The 17,081-nt window shown below is 67.0% G+C and carries 7 protein-coding genes; 1 reads left to right on the top strand and 6 read right to left on the bottom strand.

Annotation, left to right across the window (positions count from 1 at the left end):
* Positions 1–6: 6 nt before the first annotated feature.
* Genes drmC through QQX10_RS04720 form a run of 6 tightly spaced genes read right to left on the bottom strand, consistent with a single transcriptional unit; the run spans position 7 to position 14,961 of the window.
* Positions 7–711 carry a DISARM system phospholipase D-like protein DrmC gene (gene drmC, locus QQX10_RS04745; RefSeq protein ID WP_301118536.1) on the bottom strand — a complete coding sequence of 235 codons (705 nt, stop codon included), beginning with the start codon at positions 709–711 and terminating at the stop codon, positions 7–9.
* Positions 711–2,807 (bottom strand): DUF1998 domain-containing protein, encoded by a 2,097-nt coding sequence (gene drmB / locus QQX10_RS04740; protein ID WP_301118535.1) that lies wholly within the window; start codon positions 2,805–2,807, stop codon positions 711–713. Before drmB ends, drmC begins: the two co-directional genes overlap by 1 nt.
* A complete protein-coding gene (gene drmA, locus QQX10_RS04735) occupies positions 2,804–6,505 on the bottom strand; it encodes a DISARM system helicase DrmA (RefSeq protein ID WP_301118534.1) in 3,702 nt (1,233 codons plus the stop codon). Before drmA ends, drmB begins: the two co-directional genes overlap by 4 nt.
* Positions 6,505–10,533, bottom strand: a complete 4,029-nt coding sequence (locus QQX10_RS04730; protein ID WP_301118533.1) for a DNA methyltransferase — start codon at positions 10,531–10,533, stop codon at positions 6,505–6,507. The genes drmA and QQX10_RS04730 overlap by 1 nt, the downstream gene beginning before the upstream one ends.
* Positions 10,523–13,789 (bottom strand): DISARM system SNF2-like helicase DrmD, encoded by a 3,267-nt coding sequence (drmD, locus tag QQX10_RS04725; protein ID WP_301118532.1) that lies wholly within the window; start codon positions 13,787–13,789, stop codon positions 10,523–10,525. The genes QQX10_RS04730 and drmD overlap by 11 nt, the downstream gene beginning before the upstream one ends.
* Positions 13,786–14,961, bottom strand: a complete 1,176-nt coding sequence (locus QQX10_RS04720) for a DNA cytosine methyltransferase (RefSeq protein ID WP_301118531.1) — start codon at positions 14,959–14,961, stop codon at positions 13,786–13,788. The genes drmD and QQX10_RS04720 overlap by 4 nt, the downstream gene beginning before the upstream one ends.
* 588 nt (positions 14,962–15,549) lie before the next feature.
* Between QQX10_RS04720 and QQX10_RS04715 the strand changes: the two genes are divergently transcribed.
* The gene (locus QQX10_RS04715) at positions 15,550–16,962 is read left to right on the top strand and encodes a P-loop ATPase, Sll1717 family (RefSeq protein WP_301118530.1); all 1,413 of its coding nucleotides are present in this window, start codon (positions 15,550–15,552) and stop codon (positions 16,960–16,962) included.
* Positions 16,963–17,081 lie beyond the last annotated feature (119 nt).

The raw sequence follows: 17,081 nt of genomic DNA, 5'->3' as shown, positions 1-17,081 counted from the left end.
AGCGCGCTACTCGAGATCCGAGACCGCCCCGGCTTCCCACAACCGGTTGAAGCGCTGTCGCATGCCTGACGCGAATGCGGCATCGTGAATGATGACGCCCGCCTCCAGGTTGCGATGGGCAGCGGCGTCAGAGAAGTTCGCGCTGGTGACGAAGGCAGAGCGCGAGTCCACGAGCACCGCCTTGGAATGTTGCGCCGCGTAGCCTCCGTCGGGATGCACGTAGGTCCAGAACCGAGCGCCCGCGAGCCTCTCCTGAAGCATCGCGGCCACCTCGCCGTTCTTGACCTTGGAGTCGACCAAGAGCGTGGTGCGAATGCCTCGAGCAACGGCACGCCACAGCGCATCCACGAAGGCGGAGTCACGCGTTGCGGAGAAGGTCGACGCGAACACATCGTCGGCGGCGCTGTCGATGAGATGGGCGAGCGCCGAGGTGGTGTGGTCGCCGTCTCCGTCAAATGTGGGACCGCTCCACACCGCGCGGATGTCGGTGCCGTTCGCGTCGGCAGCGGTGGCGAAGCCGCGCAGGATCCCGGCGAGCGCGACTGGCCCCACGGCTTCGAAGGCGGCCCCTAGCGCGGACACCGCCGGCGAATCCGAAGGCAGCTTCGCCGCCGCCTTCGAGAGCCGCCCGTCGATCTCAAGCCCTGATGCGATCTTGACCGCCAGGGCAGGCGACAGCGCTGACGCGAGCTCCACGAACGGGTCCGCCATCAGCCGGCGCTTACCGTCACGCCCGTGAGCAGCGGCTTCACATCGAGCGACCCACCATGAAGCCCGAGCACGAAACGCCGGTCGAGGAAGCGGTTCGCTCGCTCGCACGACGTCTCCGACAGGAAGGCGCAGAAGTGGCATGCCGCACCGTGGAGGAAGTCCTCCTGGCCCCTCGGCACGCGGTGGGCGCAGATCGGGTCGGACGAGCATCGCTGCGCCCGGTGGAGTCCGTCCAGCATCACGGCCTCGAGCCGCTCCGTCCGTGCGAGGTCGACGAGACCTCCGAGCGTGCCCTCGCTGTCGGGTGATGTCGTCGTAATGAGAATGCCTGCCGCAGGGGCGCGTCCCTCCGACGCGCGCCATGCGTAGAGGCGCTCCGACAGCGACGCGGAGCCGTAGCCGCTGGACATAGCCATCTCGCGGATTAGTAGGTGCGACAGCGTGTGTAGGGCCCAGTAGCGGGGCGGCGGCATGCGCTCGTCGGCATCGAGCACGGCCGCTGTACGGCTCTGGCGTCGCGCGAGGTTCCTCTCGTGCGCGGCACAATGCGCGGCCCACACATCGCTCGCTAGCACGCCCGCCTCCCATGCCTCGACGCGCTCCTCGTCGAACCGCAGGAACACGCCCTCACCGCGGTCCTCGGTCGCCGGCACCCACGTGGGCTTCCCGGAGAGCGCGATCGGCGCGATCCGCGCAGCATCGTCGCCGACCCGGTCCAGCGCATCGATGCGCGTGAAGCCGATGAACGCGTTCGCTTTGCGGATCCGGTCGACGGCGACGACCTCGCCGAGGACCGGACCGAGGGACGATGCGACGGGCACCGGGTGGACCTTGAAGCCGTTGCGCGGGTCTTCAGCGAGGAATTCCGTGGGGTGCGTCAGGCTCTCCCATTCGGGGGCGAGGAGGTAGTTCGGGTCGTATCCGACGGGTCCGGCGAGCGCGGGCGCGACCGGTGGGATGTCGCCGCGCGCGATCTGGATCGCCATCCAGAGGTCGTCATCGGAGACTCCGTCGAACTTGCCGGTCATGGCCTTGAGGCCGAACTTGCGCCAGGCCTTCATGTCATCGGGCGACTGGAGATCGGCCAGCTGAGCCGGCGGCAGGCCGAGAACCTCGGTGACGATGTCCGCCGGCTGGGGCACCTTCCGCGACGGCAGCACGAGCACGCTCACCGTCGCGGGGAACCACTGGTTGGCCGCGCCGAGCAGCATGAGCCGCACCTCGCCCTTGCACGGGTTGTCGGCCGATGCGTACGAGGGCAGGTGCGGGTGGCGTCCCCTGCAGTTCGGGAGCGAGTCCTCTCCGCCGGCGCGAGTCAGCTCGGCGACGTTGCGCCGTGCCTTGCAGTTGACGCACTCGATCGACACCTGCGGACCGAGGTTCGAGCGCCATTCGAGCATGCGCATCTTGGGCTGCGCGACGCACTCCTGACGATGCTTGTCGGCACCATGAACCCAGTCGACGTACGGAAACTCGTCGAGATGTCCGTTGGTGCAGGCGATGAGGTAGCGCGCCGGTACCGCGCCGCGGGCACGGGCCTTCTGCGTGGACTGCCCCTGCTTGTTCGGTCGCCCCTTGCACCCGCGGTGGATGAAGCGCGCGAGGTCTGGGCGGTGCTTGCGGGTGTTCTCGAACTCGAACGCGTTCGCCGAGACGGGTGCGAGCAGGTCGCATCCGGTGCAGCGCAGCCACTGCGGGAAGACGCGGGTGGGGATGCCGATCGGCGTGGTGTCGCCACCGAGCTCGTCCGGGAGCCACGGCGGCTGGCGCAGTTCGCCGACCTGGTTGCCGAGCTGACGGCGCACGGCCTCGACCAGGCGCGGGACGAGCACGAGCGGCGTCTCGCCTCCCATCCGGGCGTACGCCTTGTCCCACGCGTCGATGCCCTGCGGCATGACAGCGATCTGGGGCAGGTCGACGGTGGCGCCGATGCCCGAGGTGAACAGCATCGCGTTCGGTCGGATCGAGCCCACCCGCGCACGGTTCTTCGGCTCACCCGCGCCCGCATAAGGGTCGGCGACGTCGCCGGCGATGCCCACGCCGGGGTCGGCGGCCGCATCGATCGCGGACGTCGCGGGAATGTTCGTCTCGGTCACTTCGCATCCTTCTTCGCGGTGAACGTCCACTGCGGCGTCGTGGCGGCCGGCGGTTCGGCGAGCTTGCCCGGGAACGGCGAGACCAGCAGGTCGATCTCCGGCTGCACCTCCCGCATAGAGTTGGCGACCTGGAACAGGCGGTCACCCTCCTCGCCGAGCGTGTCCTCGGGGCTCACGAGCAGCGGCGTGACGTGTTGCTGGGGCAGCGACTTCTTCACGTATGTGAGCGCGCCCTGGAGCGCGGTCGCCTGGTCGGTCCACTTGTCGAGCCGCAGCACGAGCTTGCTCTTCATGGTTGTGGCCGCATCCTCGTCCTCGTCTCCGGCGGCGACCGCGACGCGCGCGACGAGCTTGTCGACGAGCGCGTCGATCGCCGCACGCCGGGAGACGATGCGCCCCGCGCCGGCATTGGCGTCGGGGGAGAGTGACACGGCACTCGCCTGGGTGGACTCGAGTACGCGAGCCGCGGACACGATGAGTCCGGTGAGGCCGCGCTCGAGCGCGGCCTCGGAGAACGGCGTGACCGACAGCGCCTCCACGTTCGCGTAGAACGTGTCGTGATAGTGCTCGAACTGCTCGTAGTGGGCCATGTCACGCGGTCGCGCGCGGTTGGCGAGCGTCACGACCAGACCAGGCTTTGCGCCGTCACGACCGACGCGGGAGGAGGCCTGGATGTACTCGGCGGTGTTCTTCGGCTGGCCGACGATCATCATCAGGCCAAGCCTGGGCACGTCCACACCCACCTGGAGCATCGACGTCGCGAGCACGACGTCGTACGGAAGTTCTCTAAACGGCAGTTCCTCGCCGGCGTTGCGCCGTACGCGGAGCTTCGCGCGCCCGATGGTGGTGTCGGACTCTTCCTCGAACGGGGAGGCGAGGTGGGTGAGGGTCTTGCCGATCTCGGACGAGGAGATGCGCGAAGTGAGTTCGCCCAGCTTGAGCGGCGTCCGCCGCCTCGGGTACTCGCTCGCCCTGTCGGGGTTGCTGACACGCGTGGTGACGTCGTCCTCGAGGTATCGGCGCATGCCCGCGAGCTCGCGCGTGGCCGAGAAGTAGTCGACCAGGGTCATATACGGCTCGGCCGCGGTGCCGTGCTCGTCGAACAGCTTCTGCCCGGCCAGCAGCAGGATCTCACTGAGACGGATCTCGGCGAGGGTAAGTCGCGCCCCGTGGAGGCACACGCCCAGGTAGCGGCGGCCCGGCGCATCGTCCAGCGACACCTCCTTGGAGAAAAAGGTGTCGCTCACGCTGAGCACCTGCGGCGGGAACACCTCGACCTCACGGGCGTACAGGCGCTGTACTTGCTCGGCGGCCTTGCGGACCGTTGCCGTCGACGCGATCACCAGCGGCTTGACGGGCTTTGCGTCGCCCCCGGCGCCGAGCTCCCAGCTCGACAGCACGTCGATCGCGCCCTCGAACAGGCCGACCGCGGTGCCGAGCGCGCCGGTGATGAGGTGGAGCTCGTCCTGGATGATGAGGTCAGGCGGGCGGAGCCGTCCGACGGGAGCGACCTGCGTCGGAGGATACGTGCGCCCGCTTGCCGTCGTGGTGTTGTGCGAGTCGGCGCCGCACACGGTGCTGTCGGTGTCGAGGTGCTTGTAGCCGTGGCGCGGGCACTTCTTGGCGACGTAGCCGAACAGGCTGGCGGCCTCGCCCTCTCGGGCCAGGCGCGCGAACTTGTCGACGGTAGCGAGCAGGAACGTCGGCGGGTGGCGGTAGATCTCGTCGTCGACGGTGAGCACCGGGAGACCCACCTGCGCCGAGCCGCCCGCGGAGAACGGGCATCGGCCGCGCCGGTCGCCGCAGTAGACGCGGATGCGCTTCTCGACGCCGTCGGCCTCGACGTTCGACTTCGGGTTGATCGCCGTTCCGCACCACGGGCAGTGGTCGAACTGCAGGACGGTGAGCCCGAAGGCGGAGTTGCCGTCGCTCTCGCGGACGTCCTTGACCTGCTTGGCCGCCTCGGAGTATCGCTTCGGGCTAACGCTCGAACCCACCCACAAGCCAATGGAGAAGGGCGCCTCGCCCCACGTGCCCGGATCCTCGCGGCGCACGAGCTCCGCCGCGCACATCAGCGTGGTGGCACGGAGGAACTGCTGGGACGTGAGCAGGCGCAGCGTGTAGCGCATGAGCACGGCAACGCCATCGCCACCGTCCAGGAGCCCCTCGGGGGTCTCGACCTTGCCCTGGAGGCGACGGATGCCGAAGGTGAATGCAGCAAGGCCCAGGTACGCCTCCGTCTTGCCACCACCGGTGGGGAAGAACAGCAGCTCGGCGCGCGCGAAGTCGGTCGAACGGCGCACGTGCGTGGGGTCGACTACCGAGGGCAGCTGCATGAGGATGAATGCGAGCTGGAAGGCGCGCCAGGAGGCTGCCTTGTCGCCGCGAGCATCGACCTGGGCCACCGCGTCGGCGATCGACAGGTCCTTCTGCTCGATGCGCAGGGCGGCGACCTGCGACCTGAGCCGCTGGTCGCGCATCGTCCTGTTCATGAACTGGAATGCCTGCTGGGCCTGGGGGTTTGAGACCAGCAGGTCGAGTCCCGTCCGCAGCCGGGTGAGCGCCGCCTCGCCATCCTCGAGTCCGATGCGGCCCTGCTCCTGGAGCCATTCGGGGAGGTCGGCGTTCTCCACAGCGCGGTCGCCTAACCAGGTCGCGTAGCCGTCGACCAGAGGTGCGAGCCCCGCCTCAAGGTCGGCGGGAGTCGCGTCCGTGAGTGCGCGCATGCTGAGCACAGCGCCGGGCACTGCGGGTGCCTGGGTCTGAGGTAACTCGGCGGTGGGCAGCCATGTGGTCCGCACCGCGGTCGCGCGGCGGGGATCGTCGGCGGAGACGTCCCACTCGACGGATGCCGTGCGCCCGATTGCGAACTCGAGGTGGTTGCGATAGAGCAGGTCGAGGCGCCGCACCTCGGGGTCGCGCGACGCGCGATCGGCGACCATGGCGTCGCGAGCCGGTAGGAAGACGTCCATGCCGTCCGGCGCCGTGACCTCGAGCGCGGCCTGGAAGAGCCAGAGCTTCGGAGGGAGCTCGATTCCGGTGACTGCGATGTTGAGCAGCGCCGCCTCGATGACCCGACGCCCCTCGTAGTCGAACACCTCGACGTCGATCGCGACGTCGTCGTCGACCTCACGCCGCGCCGATTCACCGCTGGAGATCAGCGACACATCGATCTCGGCGGTCTTCTCGAACGCCGTGCGATCGTAGAAGGTCTGGATCTTGCCCTGGTCGTCCACCTCCCGGCGCGAGGCGTATCGGCCCCACCGCGCGGTGAACCGCAGCGTGCCCGTGTCGGCCGGCACCTGGAATCGCAGCCCCATCGACGACGGCGCGATGATCTTCGACTCTGGCCCGCGATCCTCGTCGGGCTCGTGGGGCGTCGCCTCGCTGATGGACTCGTCCTCGTCGGAGGGGACGCCTTGCACCTCGTGCGCGGCGGTGAGGTCCGTCACGGCGAGCGACTCGTCCGCGCGGATGTCCTCAAGCCCCGCCGACGCACTCTCGGAAGGGGACGATGCGGGCGTCGCCGCGCCATCGAAGAGCGCGATCGGCGCGAGGGCGCCCACGAGGTAGCGGGCGCGAGGTGTGCCGACGATGGTCTCATCAGGCCCGTCCCACGGACCGACAAGGTCGCGGGCAATCAGGTCACCGAATTCGTTGCGCACCTGCGCGGATGTGGTGGCAGGGGAGGTGGCCACTAGAACATCGCTCCTTCGGGCTTCGCGGTGTCGCTGAGGCTCTTGCCGCGCTTCGCCTTGGTCGAGGGCGCGGACTCGGCCTCTAGCTTCGCGCGGCGGTGGTTTTCTTCCAGCAGGCGGTCGAGAATTTCAAGTCGTGTGGAGTTGTTGACGCTCCACCCCTCGAACTGTCGATAGTTGCTGAACCCGTGCTCAAGATGTAGGTCAGCCCAGCCGTATGCATCCATGACAGCTCGGTCGATCCGGGAGTGGATATCACGCAGCCGGTCAACATCTAGGTCGCCTTCAACGTTGGGTGAGTTTACGAGGTTGTATAGGTCGGTAAGGCCGATTCGGCGCTCGTTCATGACGGCACTGCGCACTTGGTCAAGTTCGTTCCCAACCTCGCATAGGGTCGGTGTCTCAGCAGGGATCGGAAAGGTGCCGAAGACATCCGAGGGTGTGTAGCGAGTGCTGGCGCCCATAGTGGATGCGTAGCGCACGCACCAGCTGATGTGAGCCGTCGACGACAGGATCGCTTGCAGCGCGTATGAGGCCGAGGCGAACACCACGAGTGCTTCGCTCGCGAGGGCTTCGGTCGAAATCCGGACTGGCATAATCGCCTTGCTCACCCTGGCGATCGCTAGCGCCTCGCCGAGGTCGGCGGTCGCGGCGCGGAGCCCTGGCCTCTTCTCGGCGTGTTGCCACCAGCGATCGGGCAGTGGACTGCGAAGTACGTAAGACCCGCCCGGGCCCGTGCGCTGTCGCTCGGGCTTCACGAGCCGAGTGACCAGTTCGAAAGGCTCGCGGAAAGCCGCGGCTTGGATGATGTCCCGGTCATTGAAGTCGACAATCCAACGCGACGGTTGCCTGTCCGGACGCGACGTCAGGTCGTCACCGGTGAGGAACGGCCGAAGCACTGCGCGATTGCGGCTATCTCTTTGGATCATGTCCACGGCGTCTTGCTCGGCGAGGATGAAGCCCTTTCCGAGCGGCTTGCCCCCCTCGAAGGCCACATTTGAGTTGGCGCTGAGCGTTAGCGGCATGCCTGCATTGCGGCCAGCGGCCTCAAGGAGAGTGCTGATGCGCCGTGCGGGTTCTCCGTCGACACTGAATCGTGCGTCCGAGCCGATCAGCGCGCGCGTCGACCATACGGCCGAGTAATCGAGCGTGGCGTTAGCTGAGGGCCACGGGCGGCTGCGAATCGCACGGTAGATTACAAAGCCGTCGGCCTCAAGGCGGTCTAGGCCAACCTCACGGGTGTCTCCCTGCGCAATCGTGTTGGTCGCGACGAGCCCTAGCGCCCCCCGAGTCGTCAGCAAGTCCGAACTGCGCAGGAAGAAGTAGGCAACCAGGTCAGTGCGTCCCCCTGAGCGGTCACGCGCGATCGTGTTGGCGAGCCAGTCACGAACGGCAGTGCCGGTTGCCGCAGAGATTTTGGTGCCTCCCAAGAAGGGTGGATTGCCGATGATCGCGTCGAAGCCGCCGTGCGTGTGAATCACATCCGGAGCTTCAAGGATCCAGTGGAGCGGCTTCCAACGCGATTCGCCTGTGTCGACTGTCGGGGTGAGGCCGCGGTCGATGATCGCGTCGAGCTTGGTGCGATCGGGAGCTGCACCGTCGTCCGAGGGGTAGGCGGCGCGAAGGGCATCGGCAAGCACCACGTACCTGTCGTCGAGCTTCGTGCCCCGCTTGCCGCCCTCGAGCAGCCCCGCAGCGATGATCCCGTCCGCAACGTCGCGGAGCTTCGCCGTGACCAGTTCCGCCTGCGCGAGGAGCGCCTGCTTCGCCTTGGTCGACCGCATGCGATCCGCATCGTCCACCTGGCCCGACGCGAGCTCACGACGGATACGCGCCGCATTGTCCAGCTCCTTGTCGACGTCGAGCTGCAGGATCGATCCCTGACGGCGTCGCTCGGGGTAGATGTGCTGGGCGCGCAGCTGCGCTTCGGTGGTAACGCCAAGGAGCGAGTTCCCGTGGAACACGCGGTCGTCGACGAAGGAGAAGGGTTTGCCCGGATCCATCGAGATGAGCCACAGTGACAGCTTGCACATTTCGACGGCCATGCCGTTGATGTCGGCGCCGTACAGGCATCGTGCGACAACCTCCCGGACCGCCCAGCGCTTGAGGTCGGACTCGCCGGTGACGTCGAGGCCCTCGTTCGCGCGCGCCTCGATGAGCCGATCTGCAAGGTATCTGGCCGCCGCGACGAGGAACGCGCCCGAACCGGCGGCGATATCGGCGATCTTGAGGTCGAGGATCTCAGCCGAGGACTTGAGCTTCCACTTGCTGCTGTTCTCTGTGTCGAGCGGGCCGGGGGCGTAGACGAGCGGCTGCAGCGCGTGCAGCACGACCTCCTCGGCGAGCGATCGGGGCGTGTAGTGGGTGCCAGTGTTCGCGCGCTGCGGCGACTCGGTCATCACCAAGCCGCCGGCGGGGACCACGTAGGGGAAACCGCGCAGGTCGCTGCGGATCAGGCCGTGGAATGGTTGCAGCCGACCGGCGAGCTCGTCGTCGCCGAGGAGCGCGTGCCTCAGTCGCGTGCGCGCATCGGCCGCCGCCTCCGCATCGTCCGCTGCGAAACCCTTCGCGATCTGGTTCGCCGTCTTGGGCTTTGACTGCTCCTGGGTCTTCTTCAGGTGCGCGACCAGGCTTTTCGCGAAGTCTGCAGGTGCCGCGGCCTCGGCCGCGATCTCCTCAAGCTCGGCAAGCGCGATCTCGGGTTCGAAGCCGGCCTTGCCCTGCAGGCCGACCGTGACCTCCGGCACGTACGCGGCGGAGTAGCCGAGCAGGCCCTCATACACGTAGCCGATCTGCTCGACGTCGAGGTCGCGGAACGACAGCTGCATCGCTCCGTCCTCGATGGTCTGCACAGCGCGCAGGACCGCGAGCATGGCGCGATCGGTGAGGCGGACGCGGAGCTGTCCGCGCGCATCGGTCGCCTGAAGCCAGGGGAAACGGGCCGGGTCGAAGAGGGACCCGCCATAGGCGGGCATCCGCATGTCCTGGAACGATGCCCCGCCGAAGACGGCGTTGCTCGCCGCGAGCAGCCGATGCCAGGTCTCCCAGGAGTGGTCGAGAGCCTCGACCGAGGTCGAGGTTGCCTCGCGCTGGAGTGCCTCGCGAACCGTCGAGATCGAGTACGACGAACGGTAGAGCTCGTGTTCAGGCAGGAGGCCGCGCTCCTCGGCGAAGAGGAGGAAGACGATGCGCATGAGGACCGTGACCGCGCCCTCGTAGGCGGCCTTCGGGTCCTCGGGAAGCGGAGACGGATCACCCTGGGCGAGCGCGCGCAGGTGCGTGTCGGACATTGACTGCAGCACGAGCTCGACGGCCCGGCGCACCTGGTCGCCGAGCGCCTCGGTGATTTCTTCGGCGCTGGCGACGCTCTTCTCGAAAAGGAGCGGAAGGCGCTTCTCCGGGGCACCGCCGGCGATCGAGGCGTAGCTCGCGAGGGCGAGGAACGCGTCGCGGCTCGGGCGCTCCTCGCGCCACAGCAGCGCGTCCCACACACCGCTCGCGGCGGTGGCTTCCTTCGTCGCAGACACAAGTGCCCACCATCGTCCGTCGGTGACGATGCCGATGCTTACGCCAGTCGCGCGCAGCAGCACCGCCATTCGGTCGATCGCGTTCGCCGACCAGCCGTCGGTACCTGTGGATCGCAGGTTCTCGGTGCGGTCGACGATGGTGACCAGTGCCGCCGGTCCATTCTCGCCAGCCAGGGCCGCCCACGGTCGAACAGTGGCCGCGCCGTTGGGCGACTCGGCGGATAGGCCGACGGGCGCGAGGGTCAGGTCATCCGACCAGTCGAGCAGCGTGCGGAAGACCGCCTCGACCCACCGATCGCGCGCGGCAGCGTAGTCGTCCGAGCCTGACGACCACGCGGCGGTCCACCGCGTGAACTCGTCAACGAAGGTGGCGTTGACGCCGTCGGTGCCCGCGTCAGGTTTCGGGAGCCCTGACGGGTGGAACGACTTGAGGGCTGCCTTCGACAGGAAGGGCCCGTCGCTGTCGATTAGGGACAGCCACTCCCATGGGTCAACGGCCACTGGCTGCCTCCAACTTCTCGGCGTCTTCGGGGGTCAGGGCGAAGACGAGCGCGGCGACGAAGGTGTGCGCCTTCACGTCGCGGTAGCGGCGGTCGACCGCGTCGCGTTCGGCATGAAGTTCATCAGCGAGGTGTGACAGTCGGGTCCGCACCCGTGCGAGATCTCGGTCACGCTGCTGCTTCTCCTCGGGAAGCTGGAACAGCAGTTCCTCGCCGGCCTCTCGTGCTTGCTCGGCTGCCGCGAGCGTGCCCTCAAGAGTCGAGCGGAAGCGCGCAAAAATCTCGTCGACAGCGGACAGGTCCGCGCCGCGGCGTGCGGTGAGGTCGGCGTCCACGTCTGCCTGGAGCCGCTCGGCGCGCCGGTTGATAGCGTTGATGACGCGGCTGCGGATACCGTCGGTGTCGCCGGCCTGCGTAGTCCAATCCGCCGCGAGGCTCGCGAGCACCCGTGGCCCCGGCTGCGTGAGGCGTGCGCCGTCGAGCGCTGAGGTGAGCAGGGCCTCTGCCGTCTCCATGCCGAGCTCCTGACGGCGCGATAGTCGCGTGCCTGCAAGGAAGACCTCCTCATGCAGACGCGTTCCGCCCTCGCCGACAAGAACGAGGCGCGCGACTCCCGCGGCGAACGACTGGTCTAGGCCGTCGACGACGACGGCGCTGACGCCACGGATCTGGTCGGTGCGAGTCCACACCTGCCCGCGAAGCTCACGTGCGGCCCGCTGGATCAGGGGGTGGCCGAGGTGCGCGTAGACCACGTCGGTCTTCTTCTTGGCACGTTCCTCGTCGAACGTGATGGGGCGCATGACGCCATTGGACAGACGGGTCGCCAGCCCTTCCAGAGCCGGGACCCAGGTCTTCGACAGCCCGGACGGCACCTCGAACAGGCGGGCCTCCTCGCGTGGGTCGTAGACCTCGACGAGCTGGGGCTGTCCCGAGACGCGGAGCCCCTGCTCGAAGACGCGGAGAAGATTGCCCTCGTGTAGGTGCATCCTGTCGCGTGAGTCCTCAAGACGCTCTGCGAGGCGGGTGAGGTTGCGCCCCAGGGAATGCTCCGCCTGGAGGACCCGATTGATGACCTGCCCGCCCGCATCGGTCTGCGACTTGCGGGCGGGACCTTCGCCGAAACCGAGCTCGCGCTGGAGGTCGGGCGCGATGATCTCGTTGGCGGAGACGCCGTCGTGCTCGGAGTTCGCGATCTTGCTCGCGAGCCGCGCGAGCAGACCGTTGTCCTTCGCATAGTCGGTGGTGTTGTCCTTGCTGGCACGTGGGTGCCACACCAGGGGATTCCTGTTCTGCCCGTATCGGTCGATGCGACCGATACGCTGCTCAAGCCGGTTCGGGTTGAACGGGATGTCGAAGCTCACCAGGCGGTGGCAATAGGTCTGGAGGTCGATGCCTTCGCCTGCGGCGTCGGTCGCCAGGAGGATGCGGACGGGTTCCTCGCGCGGGGGAGCGGTGAAGCGCGCACGGATCTCCTCGCGGGTCTCGGCGTCGGTCGAGCCGTCGATGATCGCGAGGCGGTCGCCGCCGAGCCCGCGCGACTCGAGCACGTCGCGCAGCCACTCCAGGGTGGTGACGTATTCGGTGAAGATGACGATCCGCTCGTCACCCCAGCCGAGGCCGGGAACGTGGAGCTCGCCCTCGATCAGTTTGAGCAGAGAGTCGAGCTTCGAGTCGGGCTGGCCGTCGTAGCCGTTACCCCACGCGATGAGCTCTTCGAGGTCGGAGATGTCGTCGTCGGTCAGCGCGACCTGCGCACGCTTGGCGTTGCGGAGCGCCTCGAATTCGGGCTGCTCCTCGCGGCCCTCCTCTTCGTCGGATGCCTCGTCGCCCAGCACATCGTCGTAGTCGGGCAGCTGGACGTCCGCGTCTCCGCGCGCGTCAAGGTATGCGGCTGCGGTCGCGGCGAACGCAACAGGGGAGGAGAAGAACCGCTTCTTGAGGATCACCGTGGCGAGGTCGAGAGCCCGCTTGCCGCGTTCCTGCTGGACCGCGCCGTTGCGGCGGCGCGTGAACGCGATCAAGCGCTCGTAGGCGTCCGACTCGTCGGCGGAAGGGTCGAACCACAGGGGCTTGACCTCGCGGAGTCGGAAGCCCTCGTCGGGAAGGTCGCGCTTAAGGCGGCGCACTGCCACCTGCTTGAGGGCCTGCTCGTCGAGGTCGGCGCCGCGGGCGAAGCGCTGCGGGTCGATCATCTCGAGCAGTGCGGTGAAGGACTCTGTGTAGCCGTTGTGCGGGGTCGCGCTGAGGAACAGACGGTGCTCGCAGCGGTCGGCCAAACGGCGGACTGCCTTCGTGCGGTTGCTGTCGACGGCGTATCGCGCCTTGTCGGCGCTCGCACGGCTCGGCGTCGCGGGGGCGACATGGTGCGCCTCATCGACCACGAGGATGTCGAAAGCTCGACGGTCGGCCGTGCGTGCATCGTTCACGCTCGCGTAGACCTCCTCGAGCATGCGCTCGGCGCGAGGGGAGGGCAGCCACGACATCGATACGATGACGCGCGGGTAGACGCGGAAGGGGTTGGCGTGCACGCCGAACGTGCGGCGGAACGTCTTCATCGTCTCGGAGTTGACGATCTCGAAGTGGAGGCCGAACTTGTCGCGCAGCTCCTCCTGCCACTTGATCACGAGGCCGGCGGGACAGACGACGATCGCCGAGCGCGCACGGTGGCGTAGGAGCAGCTCCTGGATGACGAGGCCGGCCTCGATGGTCTTGCCCAGACCCACGTCGTCGGCGAGAAGCATGTTCGCGCGGGGGGAGTCGATTGCTCGGCGGAGCGGCTCGAGCTGGTACGCCTCGACCGATGCGTTGCTGCGGAACGGCGCCTGCAGCGTCCTCGGGTCGGCGCTGGTAAGTGCTCCCCAACGGAGGGCATCGACGTAGGCGGCGAAGGTGGTGGGGTCGTCGAACTGGTCGGCCTGGAGCTCGGTCGGGAGGCCCTGCTCGTGGATGACGCTTCGGCCTGGCTCGAGCTCCCAGATGACGGACAGTTCGCGGCCGTAGTGGTCCTCCTCGACAGACTGCATTGTCACCGCGTGCTGAAGCTCGGCGCGGCCGTCGTCGGCGCTGCTGCGCGGCAGCGACTGCGCCGTGGCGTCGGTCACGGTCCACCGTGCGCCCCGGACGTTCACCAGGCTGCCGATCTCTGGCACCTCGTTGGTGCGCGTGTTCGTTCTTTCTGCTGCCACAGAACTCGTCGTCAAGTTCCCTGCCCCCAGTTCTTCACTTCGCCAGTCTGGCCGCTCGTCGGTGTGAGTCAACCCGACGTGGCGGCCTCCTGGCCCAATTCGTTTGCAGCGCTGCGAGTTTGCGCCAGATATGTCCCGAAAATGGAGGCCGTGAGCGCTGGCGGGACCGCGTTGCCGATCATGGTGGCCAGCGCGCCTCGCGTGGGGCACGGTGAGAAATCGAAGTAGTCAGGGAAGCCCTGGATTCGCGCGGCCTCGTGCGCGGTGAGGGCGCGCGGGCGCTCCGGATGCATGTATCGGCCCTGGCCGATACTGCCGAAGCCGCTCGTGATCGTCTGTGCCGGTTCGTTCCAGCGCAGGCGGCCGTACATCGACTTATAGGAGTGCTCGCCTTGCTGGCAGTGCGGGCGCAGCGCGTTCGGCAGATCGTAAAGGTCGTTGTCGAGCAGGTACTGCATGCGCTTCTTGTTCGCGGCCTGCGCCTCCGGCGCGCGGTCGATCGGGTTGGTTGCGTCGACGTCGACGAGGTCGCCTATGGCCCAACGGAGATCGCGGCGCGGGTGCAGGGGGACTGCGTTGAACACCGCTTCCGGGGAGGTGGCGTCGTTGTCGCGGATCGCAAGGAGGATATGCCGGCGGCGTGTTTGCGCGACGCCGAGCTTGTCGAGCTCGACCACCTGGTCGTCCACGGCGTAGCCAAGCGCCGTTAGGTGCTTTCGGGCGCGCTCGACCACGCCTTCACCGTCGTGCCGGTCGTTGAGGACCGCCGGGACGTTCTCGATGAGGACCGCGCGGGGTGTGAGCACCTCCGCGGCGCGAACCATGCGCAGGTACAGAGCATTCTTGCCGTCGACGCGCCGCGTGTGGTTGTTCAAGTTGCTGTGGCCTTGGCAGGGCGGGCCGCCGAGTAGGACATCAACGTCGCGGGCCTCGGCGGCCGTGCGCTTCTCGGCGAGCGTGTGTGGCGCGCCGAGTTCGCCGTCGAAGTAGCCCTCGACAGGTGCTGTCTCCACGCGCTCCGAGAACGGGAAGTTCTTCTTGTACACGGCGGTGGCGAGCGCTTCAAAGTCGACTGCGAGGGGGATCTCAAGACGTAAGCCGTTTTCGGCCGCTGCCTGGGCGATGCCGAGGGTGAGGCCGCCGCACCCCGCGAAAAGGTCGACGATTCGGAGAGGTCTTCCACCCTGAGGGCGGGGAGCTCTCGTGCGTCTGAGCAGTACGTGGGCGAGAACTGAGTCGAGCATTTCTCCCCCAGAGTAGCGATCCAGCAAGGCCGTAGGCCGGAGCGGCGCGTCGTTGGGCTGCGCGATAACGCACCCCCTAGGTGAGGTAACGGCCGCCGCCGGTCGTTCCGACCTGTCGACAACCGGGCACATCAGCTCGTCGCGGACACTTTACTTCGTTGAGCAACTCTGGAAGTTCGCGACGCGACCTGAGCGGTTCGCAGGCCGCTATGGACGTCCGCGAGTAGGCGTGCGGGCGCAAGTGCGATGACGCGGTGTCGGCGCGTGAGTTGCGCACGCCGAGCGTGAGCGTGGCCCGGCGGGCTCGGGGCCAGCGTTGTCGCACGCCTTGGCCACGTCGGCGCAGGGTCGCGTCTCTTGGCGTGGAGCCCTCCGCGCCGGTGCGAGATCCCGGGCTCATGTTTGATGGACGGGTGAGCATCCGACCGGGTCGAGGGAAGACCCCCACCGCCGCTCTGAGCCGATCGGAGCGATGCGACTGGAACGTCTCGATGCTTCTATAGATGCTGATAGAGACGAAGAACGGTGAAGTCATCGGGTCCCGAGCGGGCGACGCGCGTCGGAATAGACCCGGTATGGTGTCGCGTCATGGCAGCAACCACTACTGGGCTCCTTGACACTGTCGATTTCGGCCGGCTTGATGCAGAGCAAGACGCCAATGTTCTCGACTACTTCATCGAGGTCGGAACTGCGGGCGCGGCGCTTCGCGGCAAGTATCTTGTGGTCGGGCGCAAAGGCTCGGGAAAGACCGCGCTATTCAAGCATGTCGCGGCGAACGTCGAGGGTCGGGCAGTGGAGCTCGACCTTGAGAACTATGTGTTCGCTGCCCATCGCGTGTTGCGCGACACGGGTGTCAGTGATGCATTTGCCTATGCAGCCTCTTGGCGCCTGGCCATTGCGGTATCGATGTACCTCGAATGCCGGAAGGACATGCGCCTTCGTGAGAGGTTCCGAGGAGCAATGATTCTCCGGAAGCTGGGCGCTGGGGCTAATAGGGGAGCGCTGGCAGCGATCGTGGACTGGCTCGCCCGGGTGCGCAAAGTCGAATTGCCGTCTATCACGGGACTAGCGAGCCTTGGAGGGATCGAACTTGGAGATCCTGACGAGAAGGTGTTTGACCGGGATACGGCGCAGTTGCTTGAGCAACTGGAGAGCCTTCTTGCGCAAGCTGCGATGCGGAAGCCGGTGACCGCACTCATCGACCGCCTTGATGATGCGTGGGATGGCTCGGAAGAGTCGCTGCGACTCATTGGAGGTGCCGTGCGAGCTGCACGACACTATGCGCGACTATTTGAGGTCGATGGCACGGCGCCTGTCGTTGTGTTCCTGAGGACGGATCTGTGGGAACGAATTGCGTTCAACGACAAGAACAAGATCGGTCAGGACACTGTGAATCTAGACTGGACCGACGACGATCTTGCCCGCGTGATTGACTACCGCATACATAAGACGGCTGGCGTGCCCGAAGGTGAGGGTTGGGCGGCCGTGTTCACTACGGAGCGCATGCGCCAGAAAACGAGTCCGCTCAAGTACATGATCAAGCGGGCGTTGGGGCGGCCGCGAGACGTCGTCGCTTTCGCGATCTACGCTCGTGAAACAGCGCTCGGGAATGGTCATGCCGTGGTCGAGCGTCAGGATGTGTACGACGCGGAAGTTGCATACAGCCGACACATCCTGAACGAACTCAAGGACGAGATCGGGGAACATGTGCCCAACATCGTTGCCGTCATAAATGCGCTCAAGGGTCTGGAGCGACGCACGTTCACCCTCGCGAAGTGGAACGAAGTCGCGATTTCGAGTGGCGTAGATCCAGCTGATGCAGCACGTGTCTTGGACCACCTTTTCGAGTCATCGGTTGTCGGAGTGCTGCGTGCCGGTGGTCGCAAGGGTGGGTCTACGACCATCTACCGGTACCAGGACCGCTTCCTCAAGGCGACTGAAACTGGCTCGCTCCAAGTTCACCCTGCACTTACGAAGGAGCTGAGCCTTACCGACGCCTGATTGTGCTGGTGGATTGGTTGTGGAGGACATACACGGAGCGCCCCGCGCCGGGGACCCGCCGTCTGGTCGCCGCTGGTGCCAGTCCGTGCACAACGAGATTGGCGGCTGCTGGACGCCGA

It is taken from the genome of Demequina lignilytica, assembly GCF_030418305.1.
In the GTDB taxonomy this organism is placed as follows: domain Bacteria; phylum Actinomycetota; class Actinomycetes; order Actinomycetales; family Demequinaceae; genus Demequina; species Demequina lignilytica.
Note: the sequence above shows the minus strand (reverse complement) of the source record. Positions and strands in the feature narration are given on the sequence as shown.